Here is an 18,755-nt window from a genome sequence, read left to right on the forward strand (position 1 = left end):
GCCTAAAAAAACCAGAAACTATCCCGGAAACTAAATTCCACGGCGCCCAGGTATCGATCTTTCGTATAAACAGACGCCCGGTATAAACCTGGTTTGATGGTTTCTCCCGGCTCAAATTGAAACGAGATTCGCTGAGAGTTGCCTGTAAAGTTCACCGTTTGCTCCGCGTGAATCGGGATTACTTCATTGATGTTTGGGAGTGTTACCGTCGTTGTTCTCAGCGGAGGCATCATTACTTTATGTTGCTCGTTGGTGAGGCTCAGGTACACATTCTGCCTGCCTTCCAGCTGTAATTGGGCTGGTACGTTGAGCGAGATGGAGAGTGTACGAACTTTTTTCGCTTTGGCCGTTTCTTTTCGATTCGATTTTGCGGCCTTCACCAGAAAAGCATCGCCCGTCATGGACGAGTACGGGATTTTAGTAGATAAGTTGACATGAAGATCGTCGACCATCTTTTGCAGGCTTTTATTTTGCTCCAGGACTAGTTCATTTGACTTGGTTATCCAGCCAATTTTGTCCCGCATAGCCTCCATTTGATTGGTTAAGCTGTCGCGTTGGAGAGTAAGCTTATCCATTATCTGCCGAAAATCCTGAATGGTGAGATTCCTATTAGCAGCCTTCTGCCGTAGCTGAGCCAATGCCTCATCGCGCTCGCTCAGTTGCTGGTGCAGGTTATCGATTCGGTTCGTTAGATACGCATTTTCGTCGGTAGTTGTTTCAAGCTGCCGTACCAGACTTCGGATGTCGCCTTCCAGCTGGAGTTTGACGGACAGCAGCGAGTCGGCCCGTTGTTCGACCTGATCATACCGAATAGTCATTACACGGTTATGGTTCCAGTAAAGGCCTCCTGATATGCCTATTATAATCAACATCGCCAGGGCACTGGCCAGGCTAAATGGGTTACGTTCTGTCGTTGTCATGATGCCGGGAGATTGCGTAAGCTAGCTTTCTATCGACGCAAAATTGGCCCTCTCCGTTAACAGCGGACTTAGAGAAAACTTAAAATTTGCTTAGAATCTGGCTCATAGTCAATCATATACACGGCTACACGGCGTTGAGGTTGAATACTGCAAAACAGTCTGTTGAACCACATATTCCTGAGTCAGAATACTGATAGCCTCATTACTTCAGCGAAATAAACTCGGAAACTCAACTAACCACAGAATAAGCAACGTCAGCAGAAACAGGGCACTCATTAATAACACAAGCCAGTCAGGTTTGCGGGGCTTTTCATTATACGTGAACCTTGATGTTTTTCGGGACTCAGCCGGACTAACCGGGCTCGGCGGGAAGAAAGGGCTATAGGAATAGGCTATTGTTTTATCTATCATCTTACCGGTGTTATTCGGTTACGGACTAAGCTACTTTTGTATCAAAGATTACTAGTACGACTTAGGATTCGCTGATAAACTCCTTAGAATCTGCTTAGAATTTTCTGATTACTGAGCTAATTCAACAGTAAAAATGGTAGAGGATAAACCTTCAATACACACGCTACGGGGTCAACCGGCATAGGCAGTTGTCGCGGGAAATTATCTTTGATCCAGTCTGCCAACTCGTTTTTGCAGGTTTCCCAACGTAACGATTACTTTATTGCTTAGGAATAGTATTAGGTGTTGTTGCCCGCCAGTATTTTGAGCAAATCAACCATGTCAAACTGCTCCGGCGGTCTGGCTTTGTTCAAACGTACACTCATAAGGCATACGGCTGGCCTGGATTGTCTCTAGCCGTTTCTGAGTTTAATATCCCGGAACCAGACACTGGTATTCCAGTCCTGTAGACCAATCCGTCCGCTAAACTTTCCTTTGCCAACTGGCTTATCTTTAAGCTTACTTGTTGACATGCGCTGTTTCCAATCGGCACTGGTTAGATCGTGCTCCTGAACCGTGTAGCCATTTAATATAACCGTCAGTTTGTTTTTTTTCAGACTGACCATAAGCTGATTCCAGCTTCCAAGTGGTTTGGGTTCCTGAAGCCGTACATCAGCCAGGCCAAATAGATCACCTGAACTGTGTGGATGAGGCACCTCTTTTTGATAGAGCTTATCATCACCCACCTGAACCTCAATAGACGTATCGAATATTTTTTTATACTCAGGGGCTTCCTGCACAAAGAAAAAGAAACCGCTATTGGTGTACTTTTCGATTTTAAACTCCGCTTTAAATTCAAAATCACCCGTTACAATCGCATCGGTCACTAAATCGCCCGCATCGCGCGATGGGCCAGTTGCCGTAGTGGATACATCCAGGTGAAGTACGCCCTGTTCGACTTTCCAGGATGCGGGTGTGTCTTTAGCATTATATCGGTGCCAACCCTTCAGATCCCGGCCATCAAAGAGAAGTTTCCAGCCATCTTTTTTTTCCTGAGCCGATAATATATTGGGGGTTTGCGCCTGTACACTCGTGTACGCTAGACTTATGAGTAAACCGAAAGCAGTTAATTTAGCGAACATATGAATTCTGATAAAATAGGGGTAGTGTTCAATAAAGAATAATGCCGAAGCGAATTACTTACATCAAAATCCTGTATTTGCCGGATGGGTAAACATTAAGTCAAAAATTTTAATTGGCTGACGGCGACTATCCTCGTATTCACGGCCGGGTGTATGATATGGGCAGGGCACCGTTGTTGACCTGCTTATTAATAAGGCTAACTTTAGGGAGGAACTGGATATATATCGACTGGATAAATGCCCGATAGCATGGGCAACTTACCAGTCTCTATTTTCATGTTTTTGACTCACGCGTAAAGAGTAAGACTTTACGCGTCTTCACTTCTTTATAGAGCACATCCGAAGGGGGTGTTGCGTAGTAACGTTGACTTAAAAAGCATGAGAAAGATTAAGGTATTGGCCATGCCTGGGTGTAGTTTGTTTGTGCTCCTCTTCCTTTCCTTCAGATTGGCCGTTGCTCAGAGTAGACCCCGGACGGCTACAGAATCTACGAAGATTCCATTTGACCTGAAAAATGGCGAGCGGGTCGTTTTTCTTGGAAATTCGCTTTTCGAAAATGACTTTCAGTACGGGTATCTGGAGTTGGCCCTGACCACTCGCTGGCCAGATCGGGATGTTACCTTTCGGAACCTCGGCTGGACCGGCGACAATGTCTATGGCGTGGCACGAAGCACCATTACCAACCCGCCCACGGGCTATGAGTTGTTGATGCAGCACCTCACCAAAGCACAGCCAACACTGGTTTTTGTTGCCTATGGAGGCATCGAAGCGCAGGATGGGGAGGATGGCCTGCCTGCGTTTAACGAAGGATTGAGCAAACTGCTCGACAAAATTGATCAGTTGGGGGCAAACGCTATTCTGGTATCCCCAATGCCGATTCTGGCCGCCGATTCTGCGCAAAGTTTGCAGAAACGAAACGCTATGCTGGAACTATATGCGTCGGCTATAGCAAAAATGGCCTCGGAGCGCGGCAAACAGTATATCGACATCTACAAACCTATTCAGGAGATCAGCAAACAAATGCCCCTGACAGATAATGGGATTCACCTGAACGAAACGGGATACTATCAGCTGGCCACGATTCTTGAACGAAGCCTGGGACTGGGACCCCGCACAACGCCCGTTTCGATTACTACAGGAAAAAATACGGCAGAGGTCGCGGGGCCAGCTAAGCTACAGGGTTCCGGAAGTACGAACGAAAACCTCACCTTTACCATCGATGAACGGTACCTGCCGCTGCCCACGCCCACAGACGTAAAAGAACGTCCTGGTCAGGGACAATTACTAAAAATAACAGGCTTAAAAAAGGGGTTTTATAGACTCACCGTCGATAACGAAGAGGTATTAACCGCTTCGGCAAAAGAATGGGGAGAAGGGGTCTCGATTAAACAGGGAAGTTCGTTTGAACAGGTTCGTGAACTGCGGCAGATGATCCTGAAAAAGAACGACCTGTTTTTCTTCCAGTATCGCCCGTTGAACACAACCTATATCCTTGGCTTTCGCTCCTATGAGCAGGGGCGTCATGCAAAGGGCCTCGAAGAGCAAAGTATTCTTATTAAGTGGCTGGAAGGGCAGATTGCCGTAAATCGCAAGCCTAAAACCAGCGTGTATCAACTTTCCCTCCTGAAGTAATATGAACGTTAAGAACGGTACATGGCCCCTGAGGCTCCTCCGTAAAATAAGCCTGTTTTCTGTCGTTCTGCTGATTACCTCAGCCATAAATCAGGATGCTCAAAACGACATTCCCGATCCTGACCCAACCCGTGAGCTGGCGTCCTTTAAGGTTGCCGACGGTTTCGAGGTGACGCTATTTGCCGCAGAACCGCTGGTGGCCAAACCCATTCAGATGAACTGGGACGCCGACGGGCGGTTGTGGGTGGTGAGCAGTACGGCTTACCCACACCTGAAAACGGGCGAAACGGCGAACGACAAAATCTTTGTGCTCGAAGATACCGATGGCGATGGCAAGGCCGACAAATCGACCATTTTTGCCGAAGGGCTGCTGACACCTACGGGAATCCTTCCCGGCGACGGGGGTGTGTACGTTGCCAATTCAACCGAAATCCTGCATTTTATGGATACGGATGGTGATGGCAAGGCCGACAAAAAACGCCGGATTCTGAACGGATTTGGCACCGCCGATACGCACCACCTCATTCATACCTTCCGTTGGGGACCTGAAGGACTGCTGTATTTCAACCAGTCTATTTACATCTATAGCCATGTCGAAACGCCCTCCGGTATCAAGCGGCTGGAAGGCGGTGGCGTGTGGCAGTTAAATCCAAAACACCTCGAACTGGACATCTACGCCAAAGGGCTGGTCAATCCGTGGGGGTTGCAGTTTGACCGTTGGGGCCAGTCTTTCCTGACCGATGGGGCCGGTTTTGAAGGCATCAATTATGCGTTTCCGGGGGCTACGTTCCTTACCTCGCCGGGGGCCGCCCGCATTCTTCGGGGCTTAAATCCGGGGCAACCCAAACACAGCGGACTGGACGTGATTTCGGGTCGGCATCTGCCCGAATCCTGGCAGGGGAGTGTGATTACCAACGACTTCCGGGCCAACCGAATCAACCGATTTAAGCTGGAAGAGCAGGGAAGCGGCTATGCATCCCGGCAGGTCGAGGATTTGATGTGGACAGACAATGTCGCGTTTCGCCCGGTCGATATCTCCGTTGGGCCGGATGGCGCTATTTACGTGGCCGACTGGTACAACCCGATTATTCAGCATGGCGAGGTTGATTTTCATGATCCGCGTCGCGATCAGCAGCACGGGCGCATCTGGCGGATCGTTGCCAAAAATCGTCCGTTGGTGAAAAAACCAGCCTTGACGAAAGCCAGCGTCCCCGAGCTGTTAGACGCCTTGAAACTGCCCGAAGACTGGACCCGCTCGCAGGCGAAGCAGGTTTTGAAAGCGCACGGTGCTACAGAAGTGGTTCCGGCGCTACAGAAATGGGTTCAGGGACTGGACAAAACCAATTCCGATTACGAACACAACCTGCTGGAAGCCCTTTGGGTCTATCAAACCCTCGAAGTCGTGAACGAGCCGCTTCTGGTGCAACTGTTGTCTGCCGAAAATCACAAGGCTCGGGCTGCGGCCCTGCGTGCACTGGAGTTGTGGTATCCTAAACTCACCAACGTGTCGGCTCTGCTGACCAAAGCCGTAGCCGATAAACACCCGCAGGTACGGATGGAGGCCGTTATTGCGCTGCGGAAAGTGAAAACGCCAGAAGCGGTCCGCACCGCCTTATCGGTATTGGATAATCCGATGGATGAGTTTCTGGATTACGCGCTCTGGCAAACCGTTCGCGAGGGGGAACCGCTATGGGCAAACCGGCTGAAAAAAGACCCCGACTTTCTGGGCGATGCCCGGAAGACCGTCTTCGCGCTGAAATCGGTGAGTAGTCCGGAAGCCGTTACGCAGTTGAGACAATTGTATCAGCGGGGTAAAGTACCGGAAGACTATAAGAAGGACGTGCTCGGGTCGATTGCGAAGTTCGGCAGTGCGGCTGACATTGGCGGTCTGTTCGAAAAAGAATTACAGGTTAAAGGCAGTTCGGCTAAGGAGGTTGCCATGGTACTCAGTACGCTGGAAGAAGCCGCCAGTCGGGATGTCAAACCAGCCGGAGATCTGGACCGGATTACGGACTTTATCGACAGCGACGACGAAACTGTGTCGACAAGCGCCATTCGACTAATTGGGCTGTGGCATGTTGACGAGCTAACCGGCACGCTGGTGAATCTGGCCCAAAAGGGCGATAAGACGGTACAGAAAGCCGCGTTGGATGCGCTGACAACGCTGAACAACGACAAAGCCCGGACGTCGCTCGTAACGCTGACAACAGCCAAAAATCCGACCGATCTTCGGCTGGCAGCAGCTTCGCAGCTTGTGTCGGTAAATGCCGCAGAAGCCGCCCGGATCAGTGCCGATCTGTTGCGGACGTTACCCGCACAAACCGATGTTTCTCCGTTGTTTAACGCATTTTTAGCCAGTAAGCAGGGTGCACAGGCACTCGCCGACGAATTGAATGCCCGCAAAATACCCGAGAAAATGGCTATTGCCGGTCGGCAGGCGATGCAACGAAACGTGCCGTACAATCGGCGTAACAGCGACGATGTAAAATTACTGGCGAAGGCACTGGAGGCATCCGGTGGTGTGTTGCCTGTCGAGAAGATGCCGCAGGAGCTTACAGCGGAAGAAATTAGTAGTCTGGCTAAAACAGTAAGCCAAACCGCTGACCCGATCAAGGGTGAGATGGTCTTCCGGAAAAGCAACCTTACCTGTCTTACCTGCCACGCTATTGGCGGAGCCGGCGGACGAATCGGGCCTGATTTAAGCAGTCTCGGCACAAGTTCACCCGTCGAAACCATTACCCGGTCCATTCTCTACCCGAACCTGTCCATCAAGGAAGGGTATGAGCTACAACGTCTGGTGAAAAAAGATGGCAGCGAACAACTGGGCTATCTGGTAAGCAACGGCACCTCCGAACTGGTGATACGCGATGTGACAGGTTCAGAGATTTCTATTCCCAAAAGCCAGGTGAAGAGTATCGAGAAAGTGCCGGGTTCGCTGATGCCAGCGGGATTAACGGCTGGTCTGGACAAAGAGGAGTTTATTAACCTGCTGGGATTCCTGTCTAAAATGGGCGAATCGGGTAAGTTTCGTGTACCCACGGCCCGATTTGTTCGTCGCTGGAACACCGTTTCGCCTACGAAAGAGTTTGCAAAAAAGCTCCGGGAAGAGGGTGTAGGTGCTGTCGTGAAAGACAATACAAAGTTAGCCCTGCAACCGGCTTACAGTAAAGTTTCCGGCGATCTGCCAATGGAGGAACTACCTGTTATCGTTGCCAACGCCAATAAAACCTACAGCGTTGTCCGGTTTGATATCGAAGTAGTGAGTAAGGGCAATGTGAGTCTGGGCCTGAACACAATGGCTGGGCTAACCGCCTGGGTCGACCAGAAGCCGGTCAAACTGACGAACAATGGCTTAGTGGCCGAGCTGTCGCAGGGTATTCACACGTTCACTCTGGCCATTGACAGAACCCTGCATAAAGACGATCCGCTAAGCATACAGCTTCTGGATGCCGATAACTCTCCGGCGCAAACGCGGCTGGTTATGGGGCGGTAGGTTAGGCAATTGACCTTCCGGCAGCGGCCGACCTCACCCCAACCCCTCTCCTTGAAATAAGGAGAGGGGCTAAAAAAACTCGCATTAGTCCCTCTCCTGTTTTAGGGGTGGGGTGAAGTACACTATATAGCTAATCAGTTCTTCTGAAGCTCGCCCGTTGCTTTTAGCTCCACTTCTTCGCTTACAAGAGCAGAGGGCATGGATGCTCCCAAACCAAAATCCTTGCGGTTAATCGTGCCAACGGCTTTAATACCTACGGCTGGCTTTTTGTTATTCGGGTTCGGCTCGGGGCCAACCATCGTTACCGCGAGTGTAACGGGTTTAGTGATGCCTTTGATGGTTAGATCACCGTCCATCTTGTATTTTCCATTGCTCACTTTCTTGAATGAGGTACTTTTAAAGCTCATGGTGGGCTTGTTGGCGGCATCGAAGAAATTTTCGCCTTTGAGGTCATTATCCCGCCGTTCATTTTCGGTATTGATGCTGGCCGTTTCGGCGGTCATCTCAAATACGGCGTCAGAAAAATCATCTTTTGTTGCTGTCATCTTCGCATCGAATTTGCGGAAATACCCATCGACCTCCGAAATCATATGGTGTGTTACGGTAAAGGCAATTTTGGAGTGGCCTTTGTCCAGCGACCAGGTTTGCGCAAACGCACTGGCTGTACTCAGTAAAATACTGAAGAATAGTACTGCTTTTTTCATGAGAATAGGGGAGTTAACGGTATCGTGATTTGCGTGTAAATAGAGCAATTATACTCAGTTGGCAATCAAGATTACATTAACTTTCTGACTTCATCGCTGACAATCGCCCATTGGCCTGAATTTGCCGATAGGCAGACCGTTTTAGCCGATGAGATGCCACTAAACATAAGCCGGGAGCCCTATACGAACGAATACGCATAGGGTTCCCGGCTCGGGCTGTCTCGTCAAAAAGAAGGCTAAAACAGGTTTGGGTAGTCAGTAATAATGCCATCCACCCCCATCTGTTTAAGGCTTGCTATTTCCTCTTTTGTATTCACTGTCCAGGGAATGATCGACATCCCCTGCTGATGGCAGGCTTTTACTGTTTCGGCCGTTACCGTTTTATAGTACGGGCTGTAGGTGTTCGGTTTGAAGCCCAGCAAGGCCAGATTTTCGTCCAGCGTTTTTGGGTTGGCCGTCAGGTAGGAGAGGGATATAGTTGGCTGTTGCTTATGAATCAACTGCAACGGCCGAACGTCGAACGACTGGATGATGAGTCGGTTGCCCAGCGAATACTTGGTCAAAACAGCCATCACCAGATTGACAAATTCCGCTGGTTCGGGATGAGAAACGCCGTCGCCTGCGGGAGCCGATTTGATCTCAATATTGAACATGGGCATGGGTAAGCCCTTGGCCTTAGCATAGGTATCGACCGAGTCGATCAGTTCGGATAGAAGCGGCTTATACGCCTTGAACTTCTGTTGCTGGGCAAACTGAGGATGCGGCTTACTGCCCACGTCGAACTTTTTGATCTCCGCATAGGGCAACTCATAAAGATTGATCTTCTTCTGCTCCTCCGGCGTTACGGGTGTACCATCCGGCTTGAGTGCAATATCTGCCGACATGTAGGTATCGTGCGAAACGACTACCTGTTTGTCTTTCGAAATGATCACATCGAGTTCCAGCGTATTCACGCCCAGATCCATCGCCTTTTTCATAGCGGCAACGGTATTTTCCGGCATGAGTCCCCGGGTTCCCCGGTGGCCTTCGCGGTTAAATTTTGGTTGTGCCATCAGGAGATGAGTGATAAACAGCAGGGCGAGTGTTAGTATCGTTTTCATGGTATTAGGTAGTTTGCCAGAAACATAATTAAAATCCGTAGCGCAGCCCGATCTGAATTTGGAACGGATCGCCTGAGGGTGTAACGACACCCGTTGCGTTTACGCGGTAGTTAAACTGTTGAGTTGCCTGACTAAACGCAGGTACAGCTGCGTTCCCCCCCGAGGCTGGAATACCCAACGCATACAACGTCTGGTTTCCCAACGATAGGTTTGTTCCCTTGTTGCGGTTCAGCAGATTGGCCACGTTGAACGCATCGACCGATACGTCAACATATTGCCGTTTCTTGAACAACAGGAACCGCTTGTTGGCACGAAGATCGAAAACGCCGTAGAAACTATTGATTCCCCCGTTACGCTCGGCAATCTTACCCGAGTAGGCATTGACGTAATTTTTGAGGCTCTGGCTGGCGGTAGGACTATCCAGCAGCGTCTGCAAACCGGTCCGTATGTTAGCGGCTGTTTCGGGGCTGTTTCTGTCAAAAACGAAGGCCAGATCATTTGTTCCGACAAAGTCGCCATTGTTGTTGGCTCCCGACAGCAGCGAGTAGCGCGTACCGCCAATACCCGAATACCGGAAACCTACCGAGATGCCATAAAACGAAGGCAGCGTACCGTAAATAACCAGTTTGTTCCGGAACTGGTTGTCAGAATACGTCATCTGGCTCAGGTTGCGCGGATCGTCTTTCACCAGTTGAACCAGCGTTGCTGTATTCGCTACGTTACCATTGAAGGACGTATTGTCTTTGGTGTCGTTCCAGGTGAAGCTGGCCGAAATTTCGCCATCACGAAAATACTGGTAGGTTCCATCGAGCACAACGGCAAACTGGTTGACTTTACCCTGGCTCCCCAGCTCCAGTACACGGCCCAGCCGCTGGCTGATACGGCCCTGCTGCCAGTCGCCCGCGCCGTTGGCAGGCATCGAAGCCAACGGTACGTAAACACCTCTATTGGCCTCGTTGGCTAAGCGGAAAAACGGCTCTGCCACAATGTTCCGGTCAACATACGTGTAGTTATGCCGGGCCAGTGAGGCATAGCCCGTCAGACTAACTTTCAACTTATCGGTCAGGTAATGGGTATATGACAGGTTTGCTTTGTACAGTACAGGCACCCGCGCATCGGCACCGGTCATGTTAATGGTGGGCAACTGGAAAGCGGCCAGCGACGGAATACTGGCGTAGTTGGCCCGGTAAGCAGCAAAATCCGGCGTTGGTACGTTCGGAGCCCGCACATCGACTGTGCCATAGTGTTTACCGTCGAAGGTCAGGTTATTGATGATGACGTAGTTGTTGATATCAGAGGCAAACACACCCGCACCAAAACGGACGAAATCTTTGTGCTGTTCGTTCACATCCCAGGTCAACTGCAAGCGGGGCTGTGCTACAAATGCTTTAAGCTGGTTGTCGGTGCGTAATTTCAGGTCGTCAAAGACCACCTGATTAAAGGCCGCCTTTGGATACACAGCATAATCGAACCGCAACCCGGCGGTCATATCCAGACCCGGAGCCAGCTTGGTACTCATCTGGCCATATAAGCCAGCATTGAGCGTATTCCCCACCACACTTGGGTCGGCAACTAAGGGCACTTCCCGGAAATACCGGTAGGGTTGCAGTTTCTCAAACTTATCCAGTGCCGAAGCAGAACCATCTACCGTGTAATGAAACCGGCCGTTGACCTCACTGCCATACAGCGACTTGGCATGCGTGTACATCACATCGACGCCAAACGTGTACTGCGCTTTGTTGGTGTTGTAATATAGATTATCCACCAACTGAACCACGTTGTTTGTAAACCCTTCCTGCGCGAAGCGGTGGCCCCCCATCTGGATATTCGTTGCCCGACTGACCCCACCAATAGTTGAGGCTACGTTTTCGACAATATTGCGGGGAATATTGGCTTCCGGTAACTGATCGCCGGGGCTGCTTTTCTGGTAGGTATATAAATGCTGAACTTTCAATTCGTTCGTGAACTGCGGGTTCAGCGATGTGCGCAACGTAGCCAGCAAGCTGTTATCCACGTTGAAATCATTCCCATACGATTCGAAGATGTTGATGGCTGTGTTATCGGCCAGACCCAGCTTGTTGCGGTCGTTGGTGTAGTTATTACGAATTGTGAGCAGGTTCTTTTCGTTCAACTGCCAGTCGATGCGAGCAAAGGCGGCATCAGAACCCCGAACTTTACCGAATGTGCCGTACTGGGGTGTGTTGGCCGTGCCATACTGGGTGCGCGCAATGTTCACAAAGCGGTCGAGGGTGGCGCGGGTAACCAGAAACCGGCTTTCATCGGCGGGCGTCTGAACGTCGGCAATGATCAACGGGCGCGAATCCTGCTGGTGATCCCAGACGAGAAAAAAGTGCAGCTTGTCTTTGATGATCGGCCCGCCCAGCGAAAAACCGAACTGGTTGGTCGAGAATGGAACCTTGCGTTCGTTGCCCCGAATGTCGTACTGGCTCGATAACCAGTTGGCCCGTGTGTAGTTAAAAACGCTACCCGTTAACTTGTTCGTTCCGGCTTTCGTCACGGCGCTGATGGTACCGCCCCCGCTGCGACCGTAAATCACATCATACTGGTTTGTAACCACCTTAAACTCACGAACGGCTTCGATAGAAATCGAGTAGGGAGCTCCGCTACGGCTGGTCGTTGCCCCGGCGGAGGTGGGGTTCTTGGCCGTGGTACCGTCGATGGTAAAGTTCGTTGATGAGCCAAGCTGACCGGATAGATTGGTGCCCCGGCTTAACGGCGACAGATCGGTTAAGGACGTAAAATTCCGGCCATTGACCGGCAGGGCGGCAATGGACCGGGCCGATATTGTTGTAGCCGCTCCCAAGTACTCCGTCTTGTTTTTCAAACCCGACGCTACTACCTGTACGACTTCGAGCGACTGGCCGCTCTCCTCCATGCTGAGGTTCAGGCGTATGGCATCGCCCTGATTCAGTGTGTAGCCCGTTCGGGACTGGTCGCCGAAACCAACGAAGGTAGCGCGAACGGTATAGGGACCGCCCAGGGGCAGTTCTTTGAACAGATATTCGCCCTGGGCATTGGTTACGGTGCCGGTCGTGAAGCCCGTCGATTCGTTTCGCACCTGAACGGTAGCACCGGGTAGGGCAGACTTCTTATTGTCGGAAATAACGCCCGAAATGGACGCCTGAGTGGTTTGCGCGACGGCTTTGTCTATCACCAGACAAGATACCAGAAGCAGCAAAAGGATAGAAAGTACATGTTTTTTCATAGGGCAGATGAGCGACTAAAATTTCGTGCCGCAAAGAGAGTTAATCTACTATTAACCTATATTATCTATATATAAACAAATTGTGATGTTTGCGGTATTTTGGTAATATTAGTTGTAAAAATTGTGCTGAAGCAAGTTATAGTTTCGTGTCATGTCGAATCGTCGAAATAAAATAGTCTTCTGCTATCAAGGTTAAGGTTAAACGGTACGTGAACAACACGCATCCATTGGCGTTTATCATACGCATTAGTGACGGATAAGGCTGGGCTACCCATTGGCGGTTCGCCTTTGCCGAAGTTCCGTTACGCTTGAGCGTATATGAATACCATAGATCAACCAAAAGAAATAGTACTGAAGAAAATTCAGAAACGACTGCGACGGGTAATCAGGACTTACGAAAAAGTCATTGAAAAGCTGGAGATTCAATTAGCCAAAATGAACCTGTTGGATGAGGAAGAAACGGGTACAACGGTCAGGCAGACCATACTACTAGGTCTCGACCAGTCCCGGAAATTTCTAGTGAAAGCCCGACTGGATTATCAGAAAGTGCTCGAAAAACAAGCTGATTTAGTGGCAGGTAATATGGAGTAAAGTAATACGTACCGTGGCGTCGGGCCGGGTGGCTGATCGTCTGCGGTTGCATAAAAAATATAAAAAAACGGGTGAACGTGCCGCAGTGGCGACGTTCACCCGTATAGTTTTTAAAGGGTATGCCTTAAACCGTTTGCGAAAACAGTTTCGTTTGCGGTTGGGCGTAGTTAAGCCGTTCATCGAAGGCCATGCAAATGTTTCGCAGGAAAGGTCGACCTGCCGGATTCACCGTGAGACCTTCGTCGTCGTACTCCAGCAATCCATCGAGCCAGAACGATTCCAGACGCGCGCTGAGGGCTTCCCACTCGTGTCTGGACCAGCTTCCGGGATGCCATTGTGTTTGTCCCTGGCACATGATGTTCAGGATTTGCCGACGTAGAAACTGGTCCTGATCATCGAGAATATGCCCGCGCAGCAATGGCAGCTCGCCCGCTCTAACCTGATTCATATAGGCGTCTAAATCCTTTTCATTCTGGGAAAAGCCCGTCCATACATCGCTGATGGACGAGGCTCCAAGCCCCAGTAATACACGTGTTTGAGTGGTGGTATAGCCCATGAAATTCCGGTGCAGTGTACCGTTCTCCAACGCTTTGTACAGTGAATCGTGCGGTAGGGCGAAGTGGTCCATGCCGATTTCGACGTAACCTGCCTGCTCCAGTAAATTCCGGCCGGTTTCATACAGCACCCGTTTCTGGTCGCCGGAGGGCAGGTCTTCATCCCGAAATCCCCGCTGGCCGTTGCCTTTTATCCAGGGTACGTGGGCGTAGGAATAAAACGCGATACGGTCGGGCTTGAGAGAGAGGGTTTTATAAATTGTATCGGTAATAGCGTCGGGCGTCTGGAAGGGTAAACCAAACACCAGATCGTGGCTTATGGATGTATACCCAATTTCGCGCGACCAGGCCGTTACCTGCTTCACATTCTCGAATGGCTGGTGACGGTAAATGGCGCGTTGTACGACGGGATCATAGTCCTGAACGCCAAAACTCACGCGCCGGAAACCAAAACCATACAGGATTTTAAGGTGCTCGCGGGTTGTGTTGTTGGGGTGGCCTTCCCAACCGAAATCCGTTTCATCGGCCGGATCGGCATATCGGAAAAGGCCCGTTACTAATTGGTTGAGGTGATGGGGCGAGAAAAAACTGGGCGTTCCACCACCCAGATGAAGCTCCGCAATACGGGGTCGTTCGGGCAGTAGATCGCAGTATAGATTCCATTCTTCCAGAAGGGCGTCGATATAGGGTTCTTCGACCGTATGATTTTTTGTAATGCGCTTATTGCAGCCGCAAAACGTGCACAGGCTTTCGCAATAGGGCAGGTGAATGTACAGGCTGATGCCCGTTGTGCCATTCGTAGCCGAAAAGGCCCGCCGTAGGTTGCGTACCCAGGCGGTTTCGCTGAAGGTGCTTTCGTCCCAGAAAGGCACAGTTGGGTAACTGGTGTAACGCGGACCGGGAACGTTGTATTTCTGAATAAGCGAGTTCATGTACAAAAATGGGTCAGCTAGCAATGCCAAACCCTGAGTCGTATCAGGGAAAGTTGTGACGATCATCAGGGTTTGGCAAGGCGTCGGCTGCCAACTTGCCCCCAAATTTCTAAGGCATGAATACGGCAACATCCGTTGGGGCAACATCCGTTGGGGCAACATCCGTTGGGGCAACATCCGTTGGGGCAACAATCTCAGTAACTGGCTGCTACCACTGTGGCAATGACTGCACTGAACACGACATCAAGTTTGACGAGAAACATTTTTGCTGCGATGGCTGCAAAACAGTCTATTCTATTCTAAGCCAGCATCAGCTTTGCCAATATTACTCCATTGAGCAGGAAGATGAAGGTAGTCGGCCGGGTACACGTCTCGAAACAGAAAGTGCGAGTCAGGCCCGGCTCGAATTTCTGGACCACCCCGACATTATGGCCCAGTTACTGGAGTTTTCCAGCGATACAGTGGCCAAGGTTACGTTTTATGTGCCCACTATTCACTGTAGCTCCTGTTTGTGGCTGCTCGAACATCTCTATAAAATTCACCCCGGCGTTCAGCAATCGCGGGTTGATTTCATGAAAAAACAGGTTCACCTGACCTATCAGCCCGATAAATTGACGCTCCGGCAAGTCGTTGAACTGCTCAGTTCCATTGGCTACGAGCCGCTCATTAGCCTCAACGATGTGGTAAAAGAACAACAAAAGCCATCTTATCGGCCCCTGTTGTATCGACTGGCCGTTGCTGGTTTTTGTTCGGGCAATATTATGCTGTTCAGCTTCCCGGAATACCTCGGTCTGGACGATGCGTCATTTACGCATCTCTTTGGTATTCTCAATATCATTCTGGCCATACCCGTTGTGTTCTATTCGGCGTCGGGCTATTTCGATTCGGTCTGGACGAGTCTGAAAAAGGGGGTTGTCAATATTGATTTTCCTATTCTGCTGGGTATTTTGATGGCCTTTTTTCGGGGAACTTACGAAGTGCTGATTCTCAACGGTGCGGGCTATTTCGATTCGCTGACGGGGCTGGTATTTTTCCTGTTATGCGGTAAATGGTTCCAGCAGCGCACCCACGAATTTCTGTCGTTCGAACGCGACTATAAATCTTATTTCCCAATGGCTGTTACCCTTCTGGGGCGTAAAGCCGAGGGAGAGGCAAGTCCGGCCAATGGGCCTTCACGACCTACTGCCGAGCAGGTTATACCCGTATCGCAGTTGCGGAAAGGTGACCGCATCCGGCTGCGTAATCAGGAATTGATTCCGGCCGATGGCATGCTCTATAAGGGTCAGGCCATGATCGACTACAGTTTTGTAACGGGTGAGTCGGAGCCGGAGTATAAATCGCCGGGGGCGTTGGTCTACGCGGGCGGCAAGCAGCTTGGCGAGGCAATTGAACTGGAGGTTGTGCGCGATGTGTCGCAAAGTTACCTGACTCAGCTCTGGAACAACGACGCTTTCCGCAAGGGCGAAACATCCCGTATGCACACCTTCGCCGATGCGGTCGGTAAATATTTTACCCTAACGGTCATTACCCTAGCCACCCTTATTGGAGCGTACTGGTACACACAGGACCCGGCGCGGGCGGTCAATGCCTTTACGGCGGTGCTCATTATCGCCTGTCCGTGTGCGCTCTCGCTCTCGTATCCGTTTGCCCTTGGAAATGGAATTCGAAAGCTGAGCCAACAGAAACTGTACCTGAAAAATGCCGAAGTCATTGAGCAAATGGCCAACTGCGATACCATCGTTTTCGACAAGACCGGTACGCTCACCACCACGACACAGGCCACTGTAAATGAGTCTTTTGAACAGCCATTAACAGATTACGAACGGTCGCTGGTGCTATCGCTGGTTCGGCAGTCGACTCACCCCCTTAGCCGGAAATTAACAACTGCCTTAGCCAGTGCCAAACCCATGATAGTAGAGGGATATACCGAAGTGCCGGGTCATGGTGTGCAGGGTATGGTAGATGGCTGGGTCGTGAAAGTGGGGTCGTACTCGTTTGTAAACCCCTGGGCAGAGTTGCCCCGCTCTGCATCGACACAAACCAGTGGAGCCGCCGTTTACGTTACAATCGAGAAAAATTACCGGGGTTGTTTTCATTTCCCGAATCAGTATCGCACCGGCCTCGATGCGATGTTGGCTACCCTCAAATCGACACACAAACTATACCTGCTGTCGGGCGATAACGCGGCATCGCGCCCCGAACTGGCCCTCTGGTTTGCGCAGGCCAATATGACGTTCGACTGCCAGCCGCAACAGAAGCTGGATGTGGTACGGCAACTACAGGAGCAGGGCCACCGAGTGCTGATGGTTGGCGATGGGCTGAACGATGCCGGAGCTCTCAAACAAGCCGATGTTGGTATTGCCGTTACCGACGATACGATTCAATTTACACCCGCCAGCGATGCCATTCTGGAAGCGTCATCGTTGGCTAAACTGCCTGATTTTCTGGGGTATAGTCGGTTTGGTATGCGTCTGATCCACGTCAGTTTTGTGGTGTCGCTGCTCTACAATTTCATTGGCCTGTCTTATGCATTAACGGGCAATCTGTCGCCGGTTGTTGCCGCTATTCTGATGCCGGTCAGTTCGGCATCCATGTTGCTGATTGCCACAGTAGGCATGCGCTGGAAGAAGTTGTAAGTATCTGTCTGGCGCATCTGGCGCGGGTATTTACCCGTGCCTGTTTATAGAGCCAGCATTCGCTGGCAGCACAGTTCAATTAAATGCCAGCGAATGCTGGCTCTATGAACAGGCACGAGCAAATGCTCGCGCCAGATGGCGCTCACTTGCCTATCTTTGGCGATGCTTCCGTCTGCACGTATCAATCGTCAATTACTTGTTGTTGTTTTTGCTCAGTTTGCCGGTACTTCCCTCTGGTTTGCCGGTAATGCAATCCTGCCCGAACTGCAACCGCTGCTGAAGTCTTCGGGGCTCGTTAGCTGGATTACATCGGCAGTACAAATTGGCTTTATCAGCGGAACGCTTCTTTATGCTCTTTTTGCTATACCGGATCGTTTCCGGTCGACCTATGTGTTTCTGGTATCCGTTGCGCTGGCGGCCTCGGTCAATGTCGTCTGGCTATTTCTTCCGCTCAACGCGGAAACAATTGTCGCCAGCCGGTTCATGACCGGCTTTTTTCTGGCAGGCGTTTACCCCGTTGGGATGAAGATTGCCGCCGACCGGTTTACATCTGTGCTGGGGCGGGCAATGGGTTTCCTGGTTGGGGCACTGGTACTGGGCACTGCCTTCCCTTACCTAATCCGTGGATTGGGCGGTAATTTACCCTATCATACGCTAATGCTATCGGTAAGTGCACTGGCCGTTAGCGGTGGCGTGTTACTGGTTGCTTTTGTACCGGCCAACACCATCCCGTTTGGCGGCAGCTTCTTTCGCTATCAAACGCTGCTTTCTTTAGGAAAACCTTCGGCTTATCGACCGGCTATGCTAGGCTATTTTGTCCATATGTGGGAGTTATACACATTTTGGGCTTTTCTTCCCATCCTGATTCGCTACTATGAGCAACATCACCCTGAATTGGCGATAAGCAATCCATTGTGGACGTTTGGGGCTATTGCTGCCGGGGCTATAGGCTGTGTAGGCGGAGGCTATGTTGCCCTGCGAGTTGGCAGCGCACGGGTAGCCCGGTTTTTATTGCTGGTTTCGGGCTTGTGTATCATGCTGGTACCCCTGTTTGTAGCAGTACCGCCCCTGTTGTTTGGCTTGTTTTTACTGGTATGGGGGGCCAGTGCTGCTGGTGACTCTCCACAGTTTTCAACCCTCGTTGCCAGCCGTGCCGCCGGTGATAATCGGGGCAGCATTCTAACCCTTGTTACCTGCTTTGGCTTTCTGCTAACGGTGCTGTCTATTCAGTTGATGGCCTGGCTGGTCGCTCATGTGGGCGTCTCGGGCTGGCTGTTCTATATCCTTCTTCCCGGCCCATTGGTAGGGCTCCTGGCAATGAGAAAGGCGGGCTAGTCAGCGCAAAGAATCATACGTAGACCATTTCCGCACAATGGCATTAAATTACTGAATGACACAAACAAAATGATACGCCCGGTCTTTCTATAGAGTAAAA

At 50.7% G+C, this 18,755-nt stretch carries 12 protein-coding genes; 5 read left to right on the top strand and 7 right to left on the bottom strand.

The features are described from left to right. Positions 1–2: 2 nt before the first annotated feature. From CWM47_RS21830 to CWM47_RS21835, 3 genes are all read right to left on the bottom strand, one after another. Positions 3–920: an intermediate filament family protein gene (locus CWM47_RS21830; RefSeq protein ID WP_100990314.1), complete on the bottom strand. Its 918-nt coding sequence runs from the start codon at positions 918–920 to the stop codon at positions 3–5. 207 nt (positions 921–1,127) lie between these two features. Continuing rightward, a complete protein-coding gene (locus CWM47_RS38255; protein ID WP_157816043.1) occupies positions 1,128–1,331 on the bottom strand; it encodes a hypothetical protein in 204 nt (67 codons plus the stop codon). 392 nt (positions 1,332–1,723) lie between these two features. Further along, positions 1,724–2,452: a 3-keto-disaccharide hydrolase gene (locus tag CWM47_RS21835; protein ID WP_100990315.1), complete on the bottom strand. Its 729-nt coding sequence runs from the start codon at positions 2,450–2,452 to the stop codon at positions 1,724–1,726. A 378-nt stretch (positions 2,453–2,830) separates the two neighbouring features. Here CWM47_RS21835 and CWM47_RS21840 point away from each other — a divergent pair, with 378 nt between their 5' ends. After that, a complete protein-coding gene (locus CWM47_RS21840) occupies positions 2,831–4,084 on the top strand; it encodes a GDSL-type esterase/lipase family protein (protein ID WP_100990316.1) in 1,254 nt (417 codons plus the stop codon). Position 4,085: 1 nt separating this feature from the next. Continuing rightward, complete coding sequence (locus CWM47_RS21845) at positions 4,086–7,577, top strand: PVC-type heme-binding CxxCH protein (protein WP_100990317.1); 3,492 nt, start codon at positions 4,086–4,088, stop codon at positions 7,575–7,577. 134 nt (positions 7,578–7,711) lie between these two features. Here CWM47_RS21845 and CWM47_RS21850 read toward each other — a convergent pair whose 3' ends face one another. From CWM47_RS21850 to CWM47_RS21860, 3 genes are all read right to left on the bottom strand, one after another. Next, positions 7,712–8,281 (bottom strand): YceI family protein, encoded by a 570-nt coding sequence (locus CWM47_RS21850; protein WP_100990318.1) that lies wholly within the window; start codon positions 8,279–8,281, stop codon positions 7,712–7,714. Positions 8,282–8,517: 236 nt separating this feature from the next. Beyond that, positions 8,518–9,381 carry a glycerophosphodiester phosphodiesterase gene (locus CWM47_RS21855; RefSeq protein WP_100990319.1) on the bottom strand — a complete coding sequence of 288 codons (864 nt, stop codon included), beginning with the start codon at positions 9,379–9,381 and terminating at the stop codon, positions 8,518–8,520. Positions 9,382–9,409: 28 nt separating this feature from the next. Next, positions 9,410–12,607, bottom strand: coding sequence for a TonB-dependent receptor (locus CWM47_RS21860; RefSeq protein ID WP_100990320.1), 3,198 nt, complete (start codon positions 12,605–12,607; stop codon positions 9,410–9,412). 318 nt (positions 12,608–12,925) lie between these two features. On the opposite strand from CWM47_RS21860, the gene CWM47_RS21865 reads away from it, so the two are divergent. Further along, positions 12,926–13,198: a hypothetical protein gene (locus CWM47_RS21865; RefSeq protein WP_100990321.1), complete on the top strand. Its 273-nt coding sequence runs from the start codon at positions 12,926–12,928 to the stop codon at positions 13,196–13,198. A gap of 124 nt (positions 13,199–13,322) precedes the next feature. Here the strand turns inward: CWM47_RS21865 and hemN are convergent, their stop codons facing one another. Further along, a complete protein-coding gene (gene hemN / locus CWM47_RS21870; RefSeq protein WP_100993984.1) occupies positions 13,323–14,684 on the bottom strand; it encodes an oxygen-independent coproporphyrinogen III oxidase in 1,362 nt (453 codons plus the stop codon). Positions 14,685–14,800: 116 nt separating this feature from the next. Here hemN and CWM47_RS21875 point away from each other — a divergent pair, with 116 nt between their 5' ends. Then, complete coding sequence (locus CWM47_RS21875) at positions 14,801–17,320, top strand: heavy metal translocating P-type ATPase (RefSeq protein WP_100990322.1); 2,520 nt, start codon at positions 14,801–14,803, stop codon at positions 17,318–17,320. Positions 17,321–17,482: 162 nt separating this feature from the next. Next, positions 17,483–18,655, top strand: coding sequence for an MFS transporter (locus CWM47_RS21880; RefSeq protein WP_100990323.1), 1,173 nt, complete (start codon positions 17,483–17,485; stop codon positions 18,653–18,655). Positions 18,656–18,755 lie beyond the last annotated feature (100 nt).

The sequence above is a fragment of the Spirosoma pollinicola genome (genome assembly GCF_002831565.1).
Lineage (GTDB): Bacteria > Bacteroidota > Bacteroidia > Cytophagales > Spirosomataceae > Spirosoma > Spirosoma pollinicola.